Here is a 14,527-nt window from a genome sequence, read left to right as displayed (position 1 = left end):
GGCACACGCCCTATGGTCAGCACCATCAACTGAATAACAATCTGGGGGCCAGAACGCGATGAGCACCGATCTAGATCCGAGAACGAAATGGAGTCCGTCTTGGCAGCTCGGATTCCTCGTCTTTCTCCTCTGCGCCAATATTGCGGCTCTCCTTGCCATTCCTTGGCTGTTCTCGATCCTCAAAGCGGCGAAAGCCTTTAGTCCCGAAATAGTCGTTTCTGTCGTCGTTATCGCGGGCGCGGCGCTGCTGGTGCTCGGCCTCGCCACCACAGCCGTCATCTTCAGGCACCTCCGGTTGGCGAACAAGACCGAGCCAATGGGGCTCCCCTCTGGCAGCATTCGCGCATTGATCGCGTTGATGCTGATCCTCATCTTCACCTTCGTCTCGGTTTTTCTCATCACCAATGTTGATACGGCAACGGGGCCGATCGACTGCCTTACGCTTGATGACGCAAATGCGATCCCGATTGAGCAGGTCCAGTCTCGTCTCGTATCGAAAGCAGACTGCGGCAACGAAGACCCGTATTTCGTTGTAGTCAAGAAGGACTCGACGTTCTCAGAGCAATTGTCGCAACAGCTCATGACGACCCTGGGAACTCTCGTCGTGGCGATTGCATCCTTCTACTTCGGCTCCCAAGCGGTGATGAACGGACGGCGAAAGAGTCGGAAAACGGTCACCCCGAAGCGGTCCACCGCCCCGGACGAGTCGAAAACGTCCAACACCGCGAAATCGGCAGGCGAGTCGACGAATTCAGTCGTATCGAATACGTCCGAAGAAGTGAAATCGTCGGACCAGCGGACGAATCCAGTCGAATCGACGCGCGCGCCGGAAACGCCACCGGCTAGCGGGGATCGTGCTGTGGTCAACGGTGTGAATGACACCAGCGAGGCGCCCGCCAAGGTCGCACCGGGAAACGTCGTCGTGGGCGAAGATCAATCGAGCGTCGACGGACGGTTATCCTCCGACGATCCTCCCCCGGCATCCGTTGGGCCCGGTCGTTAGGGGATTGCGGAGCGGGAACCCGATCTCATAACTGCACCGCGCACGATCGGCGCTACTGAACAGAATCGTCGCCGCTCATCCACCCAACCCGAGGGCCCGATCCTGGCGTCAGAAAACACGAAAACCCGCGGAGATCCGCGGGTTTTCGATAGTCACTGTCTCAACACAGTGTGCGCCCGAAGAGACTCGAACTCCCAACCTTCTGATCCGTAGTCAGATGCTCTATCCATTGAGCTACGGGCGCATGTTCCCCCACACGAGACGGCGCGGAGGAACTTCATGAGTTTACCCCACGGCTTGCGCAACCGCGAATCGAGGCGGGAAGCGCCGGCGCCGGGAGGTCAGGCGTCTTCCTTCTCGCCCTGACGAAGCCGGCGGCGGTGCGCGCCGAGGCGCGGCAGGTCGACCAGCCGCAGCGCCTGCATGCGCGCCTCGCGCATCGTCTCGTAGTCGGGGTCGTTCTCCGCTCGCATGCCCTCGACGCGCAGCCGGCGCTGAAGGTTCGACTCGACGTCGCCCCACGCGGCATCCCGTGCCTGCTCGACCAACTCGCGGACCGCATCGGGGTCGGCGGCCCGGCGGCGGAGCTCCTTCGCGACACCCTCGTACTGGCGCTGGCGACGCCTGAGGTTGCGGGTGTCGCGATCGCGGTAGTCGTGGGTGCCGTTGGAGTCGCTGTACTTGCCCCATGCGGCCCGCCGCTGGCGTCGTACCAGGTTCGCCGCATCCTTCTGCTCGTCGGCGAGCGCGACCAGTGTCTGGTGCCCGAAATGCGCGAGGCGGTCGAGGTCGTACGAGGCATCGTTCGCGATGGCCTCGACGAGGATGTGGTTGCGCACCGCGAGGCGGGCCGCGGCGGAGGCGATCGACAAGCCTTCCTCGATCGCGTCAGCGGTTCTCCCCATGCCGACGCACCTCCTTCCCCACGAGATTACAGGGGCCCGGTGGTCATCACCTCGCCGCGATTGGGTGAGAATCGAAGGCGGCGTGCAACGCCGCGGAAGGACGATGATGACCAGGATGCAACGGCTCGACGTGCGAGGACGCACCAGCGTCATCACGGGGGCGGCGAGCGGCATGGGCGCCGAAGTCGCCCGGGAGCTGGATCGGCGCGGTGCGCGACTCGCGCTGCTCGACCGCAACGCGGAAGGACTCGCGGCGCTCGTGTCCACGCTCACCGGAACCGGGCACACCACCCACGCCGTGGACCTGACCGATGACACCGCTGTCGAAGGCGTCGCGGCGGAGGTCGCAGCATCCCACCCCCACGTTCAGACCCTCATCACGTGTGCCGGCTCTTCGATGCTGGGCGACATCGACCAGCTCACCATGGAGGAGATGCGCTGGCTGATGGACGTCAATCTCTGGGGCACCGTCAACATCACCCAGGCGCTGCTTCCGGCGCTTCGCCGCCAGCCGGCCGCGCACATCACGCACCTGGTGTCGATCTACGGGCTCGCCGCGCCCGCAGGGCGCATCCCCTACGCGATGAGCAAGTATGCCGTGCGGGGCTTCACCGAGTCACTGCGGCACGAGCTCGAGGGCTCGGCCGTCAGCGTCGGCGCCGTCTACCCGGCCGGGGTCAAGACGGGCATCATTCTGCATGGCCGGTACGCGGCGGCCCTCGATCCCGCGATCGCCCAGCGGGCCGCGAATGCGCAGGCGAAGATGTACCACACGGAACCTGCCGACGCGGCGCGGCGCATCGTCGATGCGACCGTGAAGCGCTCAGCGCGCACGATGGTCGGGCGCGAGGCGCGCCTGGTCGACGTGCTGGCGCGCATCACGCCGAACGGGTACTGGGCGTTCATGCGGCGGCCGCTGCGGGACGCGATCGACACCCGCACCCCGGTTGCATAGCCGAGCCGGCATCCCCGCCCCCGCTCAACGCCGCCCGGGCTGCCTGGTCCCGCGTCGATAGAGCGCTCTCTCCCCGAGCGAGCATGTTGCCGACGTCGACAAGCAGCTCTCTGGTCGACAGAGTGCTCTGTCGCCCCCTGCGGCTGCGCGAGGAGACGCGGGCAGGTGTGCGGCTGGTTCAGCCCGCGAGCCCCGCCACGACCGCCTGCACGCGACGCGCGCGCGTCTCGGCCGCCTTCGCGGATTCCACGCTCGTGACATGGGCCTTGCGCTGGCTGGGTGAGAGAGCATCGAAGCTCTCGCGGATCCCCGCCTCGGCGAGCGCCGCCGCCAGATCCTCGGGCAGCTCGACGGTGCGCGGCGCTGTATCGAGCGTCACGTCGACGGTGATCGGATCGCCGCCCCGGATGCCGGTGGCAGCGCGCTTGTCGGAGCTGAAGGGGATGAGCGACTTCCCGCCCATGACTCCGACCGTGCTCCGGTACTCGAAGCCGTTGACGCTCACCTCGACCGCCGGGCGCTTGCCGCCGCCGAGCGCCTCGATCACCTCGGGCGGCACCTCGATGCCGGTGTTGTTGCCCATCTGACTCATCGTCGTCTCGAATCGCACGAGGTCGAGTCTGGCACCACTAGCAATGGTCTGGCCGCGATGCAAGGCCTCGTCGTATCGACCGGCGGCGTCGTAGCGTCGATTCACGGCCCGCATACGGGCACGACTCGCCTCGAAAGGAGCACCCCATGGGATTCGGTGAAGACATCAAGGACACCGCTGACACTGCTGGTCGCAAGATCCAGGATGCGTGGGAAGACACCGCGGACCGCGTCGGCGACAAGATCGACGAGGCGCAGGCGGACGCGAACGTCAAGAAGGCCGAGGCCGAGCGCGACTCGGTCGAGCACAAGAACGAAGTCAAGGAAGCGCTGCGCGGCGACAACCGCTGAAGACGCGCCGCGACCGCTGCGCGCTGCCCGGTCGCGGCGTTTGACAGTCGGAGGGCCCCGGAATCATTCCGGGGCCCTCCGCCCTTGTTCGAGGGGCCTGTCCCCTGGGCTGCCAAACCGATCGGCAGGGCGCTCCGAAGAACCCTTCAGACGCGGCACAGGGCCGCGCCGGAAGGAGAGGCATCCATGCGCTCGTCACCCAATCGCCTCGTCGCGACGATCTTCGGGGCCGTCTACATCGTCGTCGGCCTGCTCGGCTTCGCCGTCACCGCGGGAATCCCGTTCATGTCGACCGACGGCGGCCTGCTGCTCGGGATCTTCGAGGTCAACCCGCTGCACAACATCGCCCACCTGCTGATCGGCGGGGCACTGCTGGCCGGCGGACTCGTCTCGAGCCGCGCCGCGAAGACCGTCAACATCATCGTCGGCGCGACCTATCTGCTGCTCGGCATCGTCGGGTTCTTCCTCGTGGGCACCGCGCTCAACATCCTGGCGCTGAACACCGCCGACCACTTCCTGCACCTGGCCAGTGCCATCGTGCTGGTCGGCGTGGGGCTCGCGGCGGACCGCAGCCCTCAGCTGGCGCACCGAGCCGCCTGATAGAGGCCGACGAGATGCAGCAGCCACAGGCCGCCCTGACGGCGCCGCTCTCGCCGGGCGTCGTCGGCCGCCGCGGGGATGCCTCGCAGTCAGCGTGGCCTGCGGTCGCCGCGTGGGGGGCCGCGCTCATCCTGCTCGCGCTCGGCGCCGGAGCGATCACGGCAGCCGACGGGTCGGGACCCTCGGACGCGTCGGCAGTCGGGGCCTCGGCCGCCGCAGCCTCAGCCGCAGGGTCCTGGGCCGTCGGGCTGCCGCTGATCGCGCTCGGCGCGGCGGGCCTCGTCTGGGGTGGCCTGACGCTGGCGCGCGGTCGCCTGGTCGCTCCCCGAGCGGCTGTCGCGGGCACGCTGGTCGGGCTCGTCGCCGGCGGTGCCGCACTCGGCGTCGACCCGGTTCGCACCAGCGTCGCCGCCTTCGGTGCCGTCACCGTGCTGCTCGTCGCGGTCGCGCTCGGCTGCGGGCGCGCGCTGCGGTCGACGGAGCGGGGACCGGATGCCGCGCCCCGGCGCCGGCTGGCTGGCTTGCTGGTCGCGGCCGTGGTGGTGGCGGGAATCGTGACTCCGGCCCTGGGCGCGACCGAGGCGGGGAGATCGGCCGGCCACTCCGGTCACGGGATCGTCCTCGAGGGTGGCCACTCCCACTGACTGCCGCGGGCCTACAGCGCGGCGATCCTCCACGAGGCCGAGGACTCGGCCCCGGGCTCCAGGACGAGCAGGCCGGTGTCGTAGTCGTACGATCCGGCATTGAAGGCGTCGGGGGCGCACGTCATCGGCTCGACCGCGAGGCCCGCACGGTGGCCCGGCTGCGCGGGACCGCCCGGCAGGTCTGCGGTGTGGATCTGCACCCAGGGGCAGGAGGCATCCCACGACATCTCTACCCCCGTGCCGGCGGGATCCGTCAGTCGCACCGTGGCGATCCCCTCGCCGTCCCGGATGAGACCCGTATAGGCGTGGTCGATCTCGGCCGCGCCGATGGTGCGCGCCTCCCGGTAGTCGAAGCGAGCGGCGTCGTCTGCGTCAGCGGGGCGAAGCCCGGTCGGGATGAGCCGGTCATCCGTGACCAGGAGAACCTCGGCTGCGGGCAGCTCGAACGTCCACTCGTCCAGCGCGCCGGCGCCGGCAAGGAGATACGGGTGCGGAGCGGTGCCCCACGGCGCCTGCTGCGCGCTGGTGTTGCGAGCGGTCACCGTCTGCACGAGGCCCTCGGCGCTCAGCTGATAGGTCGTGGTGACCTCGACGCGCCACGGGTAGCCCGCCTGCGGTTCGATGGTGGCCGCGAGGGTGACCCGGTCGGAGCCGCCACCCGTCTTCTGGAAGTCGAGCCACGACGCGAGGCCGTGGAGGGCGTGTCCGCGCTTCGGCTCGGTCAGCGCGAGCTCGTACTCCTCACCCCCGAACGAGTACCTGCCGTCCACGACCCGGTTCGGCCACGGCGCGAGCGTTGCTCCCCGATAGGCCCGCCGCAGCTCGTCAGCCTCGAAGGGCACGACCAGATCCCGGCCCTCGTGGCGCAGCTTCCTCAGCGATGCGCCGACGCTGGCGATCACCGCCTCGTACTGGTCGCAGCGGAGGGTGTGCTGGATGCCGGAGACAGGTGTGCGCACGGTGATGGATGTCCTCTTCGTCGAAGTCGTTCGTTGCCCCAGGCCACAAAAGGCCAAGTGTAGGGTCGCCGAGGGGTGCGCGTCGACCCCTCGGCGAACCGTGTCAGCTCCCGCTCACAGCCCCTGGGCCAGCCGGTAGTACGCCTGGTTCCATCGCAGTTCGCGCTGGAAGTCGCGCACGGTCGTGGACTCGTCGATGACGACGAGTTCGGTCTTGGCGATCTCGGCGAAGTCGCGGAACACCTCGATGCCTACGGCCGTCGTCATGACCGTGTGGTGCGCCGCGCCTGCGGCCAGCCAGCATCCCGCGCTCGTGGCGAAGTCGGGTGCGGGCTTCCAGATGGCACGGCCCACGGGGAGCTTGGGCAGGTCGGGTGCCTCGACGTTCTCGACGACGTTGGCGACCAGGCGGAACCGGTCGCGCATGTCGCTCAGCGCGACGACGAGCGCGGGCCCCGGGTCGGCGGTGAAGACCAGGCGCACCGGGTCCTCCTTGCCGCCGATGCCGAGGGCGTGGACCTCGAGGCGGGGCTTGGCGGTCGTGAGCGACGGCGAGACCTCGAGCATGTGTGCGCCGAGGATGCGCTCGTTGCCGGGCACGAGGTCGTACGTGTAGTCCTCCATGAGGCTCGCGCCACCCGGAAGCCCCACCCCCATGACGTTGGCGACGCGCACCAGGATCGCGGTCTTCCAGTCGCCCTCAGCGCCGAAGCCGTAACCCTCGGCCATGAGCCGCTGGACGGCGAGGCCCGGCAGCTGCTTCAGCGCGCCGAGGTCCTCGAACGACGTGGTGAACGCGCCGAAGCCACCCTCCTCGAGGAAGGAGCGCAGGCCGAGCTCGATCGCGGCGCCGTCTCGCAGCGACTGGTGGCGGTCGCCGCCGGGAAGGAGCTCGTCGGCGACGTCGTAATCGGCGACGTAGACATCGACGAGGGCGTCGATGTCGGCATCCGTCGCCTGCGAGACCGCCTCTGCCAGCTCGTTGACGCCCCACGTGTTGACTTGGACGCCGAAGCGCAGCTCGGCCTCGGTCTTGTCGCCCTCGGTCACAGCGACGTAGCGCATGTTGTCGCCGAAGCGGGCGAGCTTGAGCGTGCGTGAAGCGGTCCAGCCGGCGGCGGCGCGCTGCCAGTCCTCGACCTGCTGGCGCACGACGGGGTTGGACACATGTCCGACGACGGTCTTGCGCGCGACGCCGAGACGGGTCTGGATGTACCCGAACTCACGGTCGCCGTGCGCGGCCTGGTTGAGGTTCATGAAGTCGAAGTCGATGTCGGCCCACGGCAGCTCGACGTTCGCCTGGGTGTGCAGGTGCAGCAGCGGCTTCTGCAGGGCATCGAGCCCTGCGATCCACATCTTGGCGGGGCTGAAGGTGTGCATCCAGGCGATCACGCCGATCACGTCATCGCGCGCGTTCACCTCGAGGGCGAGGCGGCGGATGCTGTCGGAATCCTTGAGGACGGGCTTCCAGACGACCCTGACGGGGAGGCCGGCGAGCCCCTCGGCGACGGCCTGCGACTGCTCGGCGACCTGGCGGAGCGTCTCTTCGCCGTAGAGGTTCTGGCTGCCGGTGACGAACCAGACCTCGTAGCCGTCGAGAGAGGTGGAAAGGGGTGTGCGGGTCATTTCTGTTCCTTCAGAAGGTTTGGGGCGAAGCAGACGTGTCCCGATTTGTGTCGCCTGGGGTGGCTGCAAGCGGGAGGAAGTGGGACATGGTCGGGTGCGGGAGGCGCGGCTCAGGCGGCTCAGAGGGCGGAGACGGCGGATGCCTCGACGGCGAGGCCCGCCCGGTAGCGGTCGAGATAGGCCGAGAAGCCGGCCACATCGGCGGGGTGCGGGTCGACGGTGTCGATGGCGGCGCCGGCGAAGACGCGGTCGCGGAGGTACTCGTCGAGAGGGATCCCGGATGCCGAGACGTAGGCCGCGAGCACCGCGATGCCCCACGCCCCGCCTTCGGATGCCGTCTCGCCGACCGCGACCGGTGCGCCGAGCGCTCCGGCCAGGAACCGCTGTGCGACGCCGGCCGTCCGGAAGATGCCTCCGTGGGCGAACATCGCATCCAGGGCCACGCCTTCGGCCTCGAGCACCTGCATGCCGAGCGCGAGCGTGCCGAACACGCCGTACAGCTGCGCCCGCATGAAGTTCGCGAGCGTCAGTCGGCTGTCCGGGGTCCGGACGAACAGCGGCCGTCCTTCGTCCAGCCCCGCGATGGGCTCGCCGGCCAGGTGGTTGTAGGCGACGAGGCCACCGGCATCCGCTTCGCCGTCGAGCGCCTCGGTGAAGAGAGTCTCGAAGACCGCGTCGCTGTCGACCGGCGTGCCGGATGCCGACGCGAAGCGGCCGAACAGCCCGGCCCAGGCGGCGAGCTCGCTGGCGCCGTTGTTGCAGTGCACCATCGCGACGGGGTCGCCCGCGGGGGTCGTCACGAGGTCGAGCTCGTGGTGCACCTGCGCGAGCGGGCGCTCGAGCACCACCATCGCGAAGATGCTCGTGCCCGCGCTGACGTTGCCGGTGCGCGGTGCGACCGAGTTGGTCGCGACCATGCCGGTGCCGGCGTCGCCCTCGGGCGGGCAGAACGGGATGCCGGGGCGCAGCGCTCCGGACGGGTCGAGGAGCGCCGCGCCCGCTGCCGTCAGCTCTCCAGCGGGGGCGCCGGCGGTGAGGACCTCGGGGAGGAGATCGGCCAGGCCCGCGCCGAGCGCCGAGCCGGCGACGCGGGTGTCGTAGGTCGCGACCAGACCGGCGTCGTAGCCGCCCGTGGAGGAGTCGATCGGGAACATGCCCGAGGCGTCGCCGACGCCGAGCACGTCGCGCCCGGTGAGGGCGCGGTGCACGTAGCCGGCGAGGGTCGTGAACGAGGCGACGCGCGCGACGTGGGGCTCATCGTCGAGGATCGCCTGATGCAGGTGCGCGATCGACCACCGCAGCGGGATGTTCACGCCGAACAGCTCGCTGAGTTCGGCCGACGCGGGGCCCGTCGTGGTGTTGCGCCACGTGCGGAACGGCACGAGCAGCTCGCCGGCCTCGTCGAAGGCGAGGTAGCCGTGCATCATCGCCGAGACGCCGATCGCGCCGAAGGTGTCGGGGGCGACGCCGTGCCGGCGGACGGAGTCGGCGATGAGATCGGCATACGCGGTCTGCAGCCCCGACCACACGGCCTCGAGGGAGTAGGTCCAGACGCGGCCCTCGAACTGGTTCTCCCACTCGTGGCTGCCGACGGCGAGGACTGTCGTCGGGTCGTCGGCGGCGATGAGGCACGCCTTGATGCGCGTGGAGCCGAGCTCGATGCCKAGGGCGGTGCGTCCCTCGAGGATCGCCGCGGCCGCGGCGGCGGCATCCGTGGCGTCGACGTTCATCCCCCCGGTCATCGCCGCTCGTCCCCGCTCTGCCCGTAGACGTTCTGATAGCGGTCGTAGAGGCGGTCGATGGACTCCTGCGGGATCGGGATCAGGGGTCCGGCCTCGCGGGCGTAGTGGACGGTGCGCGCGACGTCCTCGACCATGACGGCCGCCTTGACGGCGTCCTTCGCCGACGTCCCGATGGTGAATGGGCCGTGGTTCTGCATCAGCACGGCCCGCGAGCGGTGGCCGGAGAGCGTCTCGACGATCCCCCGGCCGATCGAGTCGTCGCCGATGATCGCGAAGGGCCCGATGGGGATCGGGCCGCCGAACTCGTCGGCCATCGCCGTGATGACGCACGGGATTTCCTCGCCGCGCGCGGCCCAGGCCACCGCGAAGGTCGAGTGGGTGTGCACGACCCCGCCGACGTCGGGCATGTTGCGGTACACGTACGCGTGGGCCGCCGTGTCGCTCGAGGGAGCGCGCTCGCTGCCCGCGGTGCCCGGGACGGCATTGCCATCCAGGTCGCACAGGATCATGTTCTCGGGGGCGAGGTCGTCGTACGAGACGCCCGACGGCTTGATGACGAAGAGGTCGGCTCCGGGCACCCGGCCCGAGACGTTGCCGCCGGTCCAGACGATGAGTCCGTACCGGACGAGTTCGCTGTGCAGCGCCGCGACATCGGCGCGCACCGCCGCGATCGCGGCCTCGATCTCGGGACTGAAGGGGGCTGCCGGCGGCGTCGCCGGGTCAGTCAGGGTCACGGGTTCCTCCATCGGGGCTCGTGTGCGGGGAGGGCGGGATGCCGCATCCTCCGCAGGGCGATGTTACCGGTAACATCGCATTCGCGCCAGTCTGCTCCCGACGACTGGGCGGAGGGGAGGATCACCGCGATTCCGGCAGCTCGGCCAATTCGCGCCACAGCTCAGCGGGAATCTCGACCTCGAGGTTCGCGACGAGCTCGTCGACGCGGTCGGGCGACGAGACGCCGACCAGGGTCGACGACACCCGGGGGTCGCGCGTCGAGAACTGAAGGGCGACGGCGGCAAGCGGAACCCCGTGCCGCGCGCACAGCTCACGCAGTCGCGCGGTGCGCGCGATGACCTCGTCGCTCGGCATCCCGTACTGATACCGAGGCTCGGCGGTCGGCGGCTTCGCCAGCATGCCGCTGGCGTACGGCGCGGCATTCACGTACGCGAGCCCGGCGGCGAGCGCGTGGTCGATGAGCGGGCTCGCCGACCGGTCGAGGAGCGTGAAGCGGTTGTGATTGAGCAGGATGTCGAAGGCGCCGGTGTCGACATAGCGCCGCATCTCGTCGAGATCGCCGCCGGCGACCCCGATGCGGTCGACGAGACCGCGCTTCTTGAGCTCGACCATCGCATCGACCGCGCCGCCCCGTGCGATGTCGGCGAAGTCGAAGAACTCCGGGTCGTGCAGGTAGAAGATCGGCACGCGCTCGAGGCCGAGGCGCTGCATGCTCTCGCCGAATGAGGCGAGTACGCGCTCGCCCGTGAAGTCCTTGGCCCCCGGGACAGGATCCGCCTTGGTCGCGATGACGAACCCCTCCGGCAGGCCGCCCCTCCGCCGGATCGCCTCGCCGATGCGCCGCTCGCTCTCACCCCGCCCGTAGTTGTTGGACGTGTCGAGGAAGCCGATCGGCGACTCGAACGTGCGCAGCACCGTGGCGATCGCCCGATCCTCGTCGACGTCGTATCCGTAGGTCTGCGGCATCCCGCCGAGCGGGCTCGCACCGACGCAGAGTTCGGTCACGAGCGGGCCACCGGGGGTCAGTTCTGTACGGTCCATCACGATCCTCTCTTCTTCGCTTCATTCCTGACTCGTGCACAGCGCGGCCGCCTTCGGTGCGCTTCCCTCACTGCTGGGCCGTGCAGGATCATGATCCGTCGCGCCCGGCGGTCGAGGAGCGGATGACGAGGGCGGGCGCAGCGGGGCGAGCCGGCTCCGCGAGCCCGAGAACCTCCGCGATGCACCAGCGGGCCTCGCCCGTGAGGTCGAGATGGACCGTCGTCAGCGCGGGACGGTAGAAGGCTGCATCCGGGTTGTCGTCGAAGCCGGCGATGCTGACCTCCCGGGGAACGTCCAGATCCTGCTCGCGAAGCCCCGCGATGAGTCCCAGCGCCATCTGGTCGTTGGCCGCGACGACCGCAGTCGGCCCCTGCGGGCTCCGGATCGCCTGCGCGACGGCGGGAGCGAGCGCCGCCGCCGTCGCGGCGGTCCAATCACCCTCCCAGCGACCCGCCGAGAGAAGGCCGTGCTCAGCCGCCGCGCGGGTGAATCCCCTCTCGCGCGCGCCCGCCTCCAGCCAGTCGGCGGGACCCGCCAGGAGTGCGATGCGCCGGTGCCCGAGCTGCGCGAGGTGGGCGACGACCAGGCCCACCCCGTCCGCCTGCATCTGGGCGCCCGGCCCGCCGTGGAATGCGCCGAGCGGCACCCCCAGCGGCCGTGCAGCGAGGGTCTCGAGCGTCTTGGCATGCGGGGCGAGCACGACGATCCCGTCGACTCCCTGCGCGAGGAGCCGCTCGGCGGCGTCGTGCACCGACGCCTCGTCGGCGGCATCGGCGTACGCCGTCGCCACCCACCGGCCGACCTCCCGCGCCGCCGCCTCCAGCGCCGCGATGCCGACCGACGGCCCGTAGAGGGTCGCATCCGAAGCCAGGACGCCCAGGGTGCGCGTCGTGCGGGTGCCGAGTGCCCGGGCCGCATTGTTGACCCGGTATTCGAGCGCCTCCATCGCCTCGAGCACGCGGCGGCGCGTCTCGGGACGGATGCTGGGGTGATCGTTGATGACCCGCGAGACCGTCTGCGACGAGACGCCGGCCCGCAGGGCGACGTCACGCACGCCGACGCGCCCCGTCCGCGCCCCGGCTTCGCTCATGCGCTCCACCGTAGTGGCGGGTCCGGAGACCAGGGCCCGCCGGCATGCGACGCTGGAAGCATGCGGCCGGCCGAGGGGAACACCGACAGGGCATCGACTCCGCGCGGGATCGACGCCCTCCGGGCACGGCTGCTGACGGCGATCTCGGGCGACCCGGACGGAGCGCCCGCGTGGGTGCGGGCACTCGCCGACGGCGACGACGAGGGCTACTTCCTCGAGGACGGCCCGGCCTGGATCGTCCACGGCGGCAGTGCGACCTTCGTGGCCGGCATCCGGGCACTCCTCCTCCAGGCGCTTCATCCCGGGCCGATGGCAGGGGTGCACGACTGGTCGCGCTACCGCGAGGACCCGCTGGGCCGGCTGTCGGGCACCGTGCGGTGGATCCTCTGCCTGACCTACGGGTCGCGTGCCCAGGCGGATGCCGAGACGGCCCGGGTGGCACGCTTCCACTCCCGCGTCACGGGCGAGTACGTGGACGGGCACGGCATCGAGCGCAGCTACTCGGCGGACGACGCCGCGCTCTCGGACTGGGTGCACCTGGCGTTCACCGATGCATTCCTCACCGCGCATACGACGTGGGGCGGCCGCATTCCCGGCGGGCCCGACGCCTACGTCTCGGAGTGGGCCCTCGCCGGCCGCCTTATGCGGGTGGCGGATCCGCCGACGACGGTCGCCGAGCTGCACGAGCGCATGGACGGCTACCTCGAGCGGGGTGAGCTGCGCGGCGACGAGCGCGCGCGGGCCGTCGTGGAGTTCCTGCGGCGACCGCCGTTCACCGGGCAGATGGGGATCGCATACCGGATGCTGTTCGCCTCGGCGGTGGCGACCATCCCCCGTCGCTATCGCACCCTTCTCGGCATCCGGCGCACTCCCCTGCCGGTGATCACCGCTACACGGGTCGTGCTGGCTGTCGCCGATCGCGCACTGAACTCCGGCGGGCCGCGCGCCAGCGATCGCGCGCGGGAGCGGCTGCGCCGTCTTGAGGCAGGCACTGCCTGAGTCGCCCGCATCAAGCGCGCCGGTGCCGAAATGTGATCGCTCACGTTTGCGAGCGGTAGTGCCCATGCGCTGAATCGTTACAAGCCTCTCGCCGACCGCGTGTTACCCAATTGTTATCGCTCACATTGTGGTGTAGCGCGGAATGTTAGGGCTAACATTCCCAGCAGGCCGCCTCATGAGAGGTCGGCCATCCCCCACATCCGGCACTGATGCCGGACCAAGACGAGGAGGTTTTGGGCATGAAGAAGAAGCAGCTTCTCGCCGGATTCGCGATTCTGGGCACCCTGGCCCTGGCGGCTACCGGCTGCGCCAGCAACGGTTCGAACGCAGGCTCGGGCGGCGGCAGCGGTGACGACGACGGAACCGTCACCGTCGGCTTCGCCCAGACAGGGTCGGAGTCCGGCTGGCGCTCGGCCAACACCGAGTCGATGAAGGCGGCGTTCTCGGAGGAGAACGGCTTCGACCTGGTCTTCAACGCCGCCGACAACGATCCTGCCGCGCAGATCGCGGCCGTCCGCGACTTCATCAACCAGGGCGTCGACGCGATCGTCATCGCCCCGATCGTCGAGGACGGCTGGGACGACGTCCTCCAGGAGGCATCGGATGCCGGCATCCCGGTCGTCCTCGAAGACCGCACGGTGACCTCGGCGGACGACCTCTATGAGAGTTGGGTCGGCCTGGACTTCAAGAAGGAAGGCGTCACGGCGGGCGAGTGGGCGGCCGAGAACTTCGGCGACACCCCCACCAAGATGGTGGTGCTCGAAGGCACGACCGGTTCCGCGCCGGCCAACGACCGGGCCGAGGGCTTCGACTCCGCGATCAAGGGCACGAGCATCGAGAAGATCGACTCTCAGACGGGCGACTTCACGCGCGACGGCGGCAAGACGGTCATGGAGGGCTTCATCCAGAAGTACGGCCTCGACGGCATCGACCTGCTCTACGCGCACAACGACGACATGGCGCTCGGTGCCATCGAGGCGATCGAAGCGGCGGGCGGCGTCCCCGGAGAAGACATCAAGATCATCTCCATCGACGCGGTCAAGGACGGCATGCAGGCGCTCGTCGACGGGAAGATCAACTTCATCGTCGAGTGCAACCCGCTGCTGGGCGAACTGGCATCGGGTCTCGTCACGGACGTGCTGGACGGCAAGTCCGTCGAGAAGCAGAACTACGTGAAGGACGAGAGCTTCACGCAGGAGCAGGCTGCGGCTGTCATCGACGACCGCGCCTACTGAGCTCACCGGGCGGCACCGCCGCGACACGCCGCCGGGAGGTCGAGTGATCGG

The 14,527-nt window shown here is 69.6% G+C and carries 15 protein-coding genes and 1 tRNA gene; 7 read left to right on the top strand and 9 right to left on the bottom strand.

The genetic code is table 11. From position 1 onward, the window contains the following. The first annotated feature begins 58 nt into the window (after positions 1-58). On the top strand, positions 59-1,003 hold the full coding sequence (locus AC1DP3_RS07310) for an energy-coupling factor transporter transmembrane component T family protein (RefSeq protein ID WP_477292492.1): 945 nt from the start codon (positions 59-61) through the stop codon (positions 1,001-1,003). A gap of 171 nt (positions 1,004-1,174) precedes the next feature. Here the strand turns inward: AC1DP3_RS07310 and AC1DP3_RS07305 are convergent. Next, positions 1,175-1,247: transfer RNA gene (locus AC1DP3_RS07305), tRNA-Arg, on the bottom strand. Between the two features lie 97 nt (positions 1,248-1,344). Further along, entirely contained in the window at positions 1,345-1,908 is a 564-nt protein-coding gene (locus AC1DP3_RS07300) for an asparagine synthase (RefSeq protein ID WP_477292491.1), read from the bottom strand. A gap of 106 nt (positions 1,909-2,014) precedes the next feature. Here AC1DP3_RS07300 and AC1DP3_RS07295 point away from each other — a divergent pair, with 106 nt between their 5' ends. Continuing rightward, complete coding sequence (locus tag AC1DP3_RS07295; protein ID WP_477292490.1) at positions 2,015-2,863, top strand: SDR family NAD(P)-dependent oxidoreductase; 849 nt, start codon at positions 2,015-2,017, stop codon at positions 2,861-2,863. Positions 2,864-3,041: 178 nt separating this feature from the next. Here the strand turns inward: AC1DP3_RS07295 and AC1DP3_RS07290 are convergent, their stop codons facing one another. Beyond that, positions 3,042-3,560 carry a YdeI/OmpD-associated family protein gene (locus AC1DP3_RS07290; protein WP_477292489.1) on the bottom strand — a complete coding sequence of 173 codons (519 nt, stop codon included), beginning with the start codon at positions 3,558-3,560 and terminating at the stop codon, positions 3,042-3,044. Positions 3,561-3,601: 41 nt separating this feature from the next. On the opposite strand from AC1DP3_RS07290, the gene AC1DP3_RS07285 reads away from it, so the two are divergent. The 3 genes from AC1DP3_RS07285 to AC1DP3_RS07275 all read left to right on the top strand — a co-directional run bounded on the left by AC1DP3_RS07285 (position 3,602) and on the right by AC1DP3_RS07275 (position 5,049). After that, on the top strand, positions 3,602-3,805 hold the full coding sequence (locus AC1DP3_RS07285) for a hypothetical protein (protein ID WP_477292488.1): 204 nt from the start codon (positions 3,602-3,604) through the stop codon (positions 3,803-3,805). Between the two features lie 186 nt (positions 3,806-3,991). Continuing rightward, positions 3,992-4,405 carry a DUF4383 domain-containing protein gene (locus AC1DP3_RS07280; protein ID WP_477292487.1) on the top strand — a complete coding sequence of 138 codons (414 nt, stop codon included), beginning with the start codon at positions 3,992-3,994 and terminating at the stop codon, positions 4,403-4,405. Between the two features lie 14 nt (positions 4,406-4,419). Then, positions 4,420-5,049 (top strand): hypothetical protein, encoded by a 630-nt coding sequence (locus tag AC1DP3_RS07275; RefSeq protein WP_477292486.1) that lies wholly within the window; start codon positions 4,420-4,422, stop codon positions 5,047-5,049. Between the two features lie 11 nt (positions 5,050-5,060). Here AC1DP3_RS07275 and AC1DP3_RS07270 read toward each other — a convergent pair whose 3' ends face one another. From AC1DP3_RS07270 to AC1DP3_RS07245, 6 genes are all read right to left on the bottom strand, one after another. Further along, positions 5,061-6,008, bottom strand: coding sequence for an aldose 1-epimerase family protein (locus AC1DP3_RS07270; RefSeq protein WP_477292485.1), 948 nt, complete (start codon positions 6,006-6,008; stop codon positions 5,061-5,063). A gap of 114 nt (positions 6,009-6,122) precedes the next feature. Further along, positions 6,123-7,634: an L-arabinose isomerase gene (gene araA / locus AC1DP3_RS07265; RefSeq protein ID WP_477292484.1), complete on the bottom strand. Its 1,512-nt coding sequence runs from the start codon at positions 7,632-7,634 to the stop codon at positions 6,123-6,125. A gap of 119 nt (positions 7,635-7,753) precedes the next feature. Further along, positions 7,754-9,376, bottom strand: a complete 1,623-nt coding sequence (locus tag AC1DP3_RS07260) for a xylulokinase (RefSeq protein ID WP_477292483.1) — start codon at positions 9,374-9,376, stop codon at positions 7,754-7,756. Further along, entirely contained in the window at positions 9,373-10,122 is a 750-nt protein-coding gene (locus AC1DP3_RS07255) for an L-ribulose-5-phosphate 4-epimerase (RefSeq protein ID WP_477292482.1), read from the bottom strand. Before AC1DP3_RS07255 ends, AC1DP3_RS07260 begins: the two co-directional genes overlap by 4 nt. Before the next feature lie 109 nt (positions 10,123-10,231). Continuing rightward, positions 10,232-11,152, bottom strand: coding sequence for an aldo/keto reductase (locus tag AC1DP3_RS07250; protein ID WP_477292481.1), 921 nt, complete (start codon positions 11,150-11,152; stop codon positions 10,232-10,234). 88 nt (positions 11,153-11,240) lie between these two features. Beyond that, positions 11,241-12,242, bottom strand: coding sequence for a LacI family DNA-binding transcriptional regulator (locus tag AC1DP3_RS07245; protein WP_477292480.1), 1,002 nt, complete (start codon positions 12,240-12,242; stop codon positions 11,241-11,243). 60 nt (positions 12,243-12,302) lie between these two features. On the opposite strand from AC1DP3_RS07245, the gene AC1DP3_RS07240 reads away from it, so the two are divergent. Together AC1DP3_RS07240 and AC1DP3_RS07235 are read left to right on the top strand one after the other, a co-directional pair. Further along, entirely contained in the window at positions 12,303-13,241 is a 939-nt protein-coding gene (locus AC1DP3_RS07240) for an oxygenase MpaB family protein (RefSeq protein WP_477292479.1), read from the top strand. A gap of 239 nt (positions 13,242-13,480) precedes the next feature. Continuing rightward, positions 13,481-14,476 carry an ABC transporter substrate-binding protein gene (locus AC1DP3_RS07235; RefSeq protein ID WP_477292478.1) on the top strand — a complete coding sequence of 332 codons (996 nt, stop codon included), beginning with the start codon at positions 13,481-13,483 and terminating at the stop codon, positions 14,474-14,476. The last annotated feature ends 51 nt before the right edge of the window (positions 14,477-14,527 follow it).

The sequence above is a fragment of the Microbacterium sp. P5_B6 genome (assembly GCF_056400345.1).
Note: the sequence above shows the minus strand (reverse complement) of the source record. Positions and strands in the feature narration are given on the sequence as shown.

Excerpts from the sequence above, each read along its gene's own strand:
- AC1DP3_RS07310 (WP_477292492.1), top strand. The coding sequence starts at position 59 with ATGAGCACCGATCTAGATCCGAGAACGAAATGGAGTCCGTCTTGGCAG.
- AC1DP3_RS07300 (WP_477292491.1), bottom strand. The coding sequence starts at position 1,908 with ATGGGGAGAACCGCTGACGCGATCGAGGAAGGCTTGTCGATCGCCTCC.
- AC1DP3_RS07295 (WP_477292490.1), top strand. The coding sequence starts at position 2,015 with ATGACCAGGATGCAACGGCTCGACGTGCGAGGACGCACCAGCGTCATC.
- AC1DP3_RS07285 (WP_477292488.1), top strand. The coding sequence starts at position 3,602 with ATGGGATTCGGTGAAGACATCAAGGACACCGCTGACACTGCTGGTCGC.
- AC1DP3_RS07280 (WP_477292487.1), top strand. The coding sequence starts at position 3,992 with ATGCGCTCGTCACCCAATCGCCTCGTCGCGACGATCTTCGGGGCCGTC.
- AC1DP3_RS07275 (WP_477292486.1), top strand. The coding sequence starts at position 4,420 with ATGCAGCAGCCACAGGCCGCCCTGACGGCGCCGCTCTCGCCGGGCGTC.
- araA (WP_477292484.1), bottom strand. The coding sequence starts at position 7,634 with ATGACCCGCACACCCCTTTCCACCTCTCTCGACGGCTACGAGGTCTGG.
- AC1DP3_RS07255 (WP_477292482.1), bottom strand. The coding sequence starts at position 10,122 with ATGGAGGAACCCGTGACCCTGACTGACCCGGCGACGCCGCCGGCAGCC.
- AC1DP3_RS07250 (WP_477292481.1), bottom strand. The coding sequence starts at position 11,152 with ATGGACCGTACAGAACTGACCCCCGGTGGCCCGCTCGTGACCGAACTC.
- AC1DP3_RS07245 (WP_477292480.1), bottom strand. The coding sequence starts at position 12,242 with ATGAGCGAAGCCGGGGCGCGGACGGGGCGCGTCGGCGTGCGTGACGTC.
- AC1DP3_RS07240 (WP_477292479.1), top strand. The coding sequence starts at position 12,303 with ATGCGGCCGGCCGAGGGGAACACCGACAGGGCATCGACTCCGCGCGGG.
- AC1DP3_RS07235 (WP_477292478.1), top strand. The coding sequence starts at position 13,481 with ATGAAGAAGAAGCAGCTTCTCGCCGGATTCGCGATTCTGGGCACCCTG.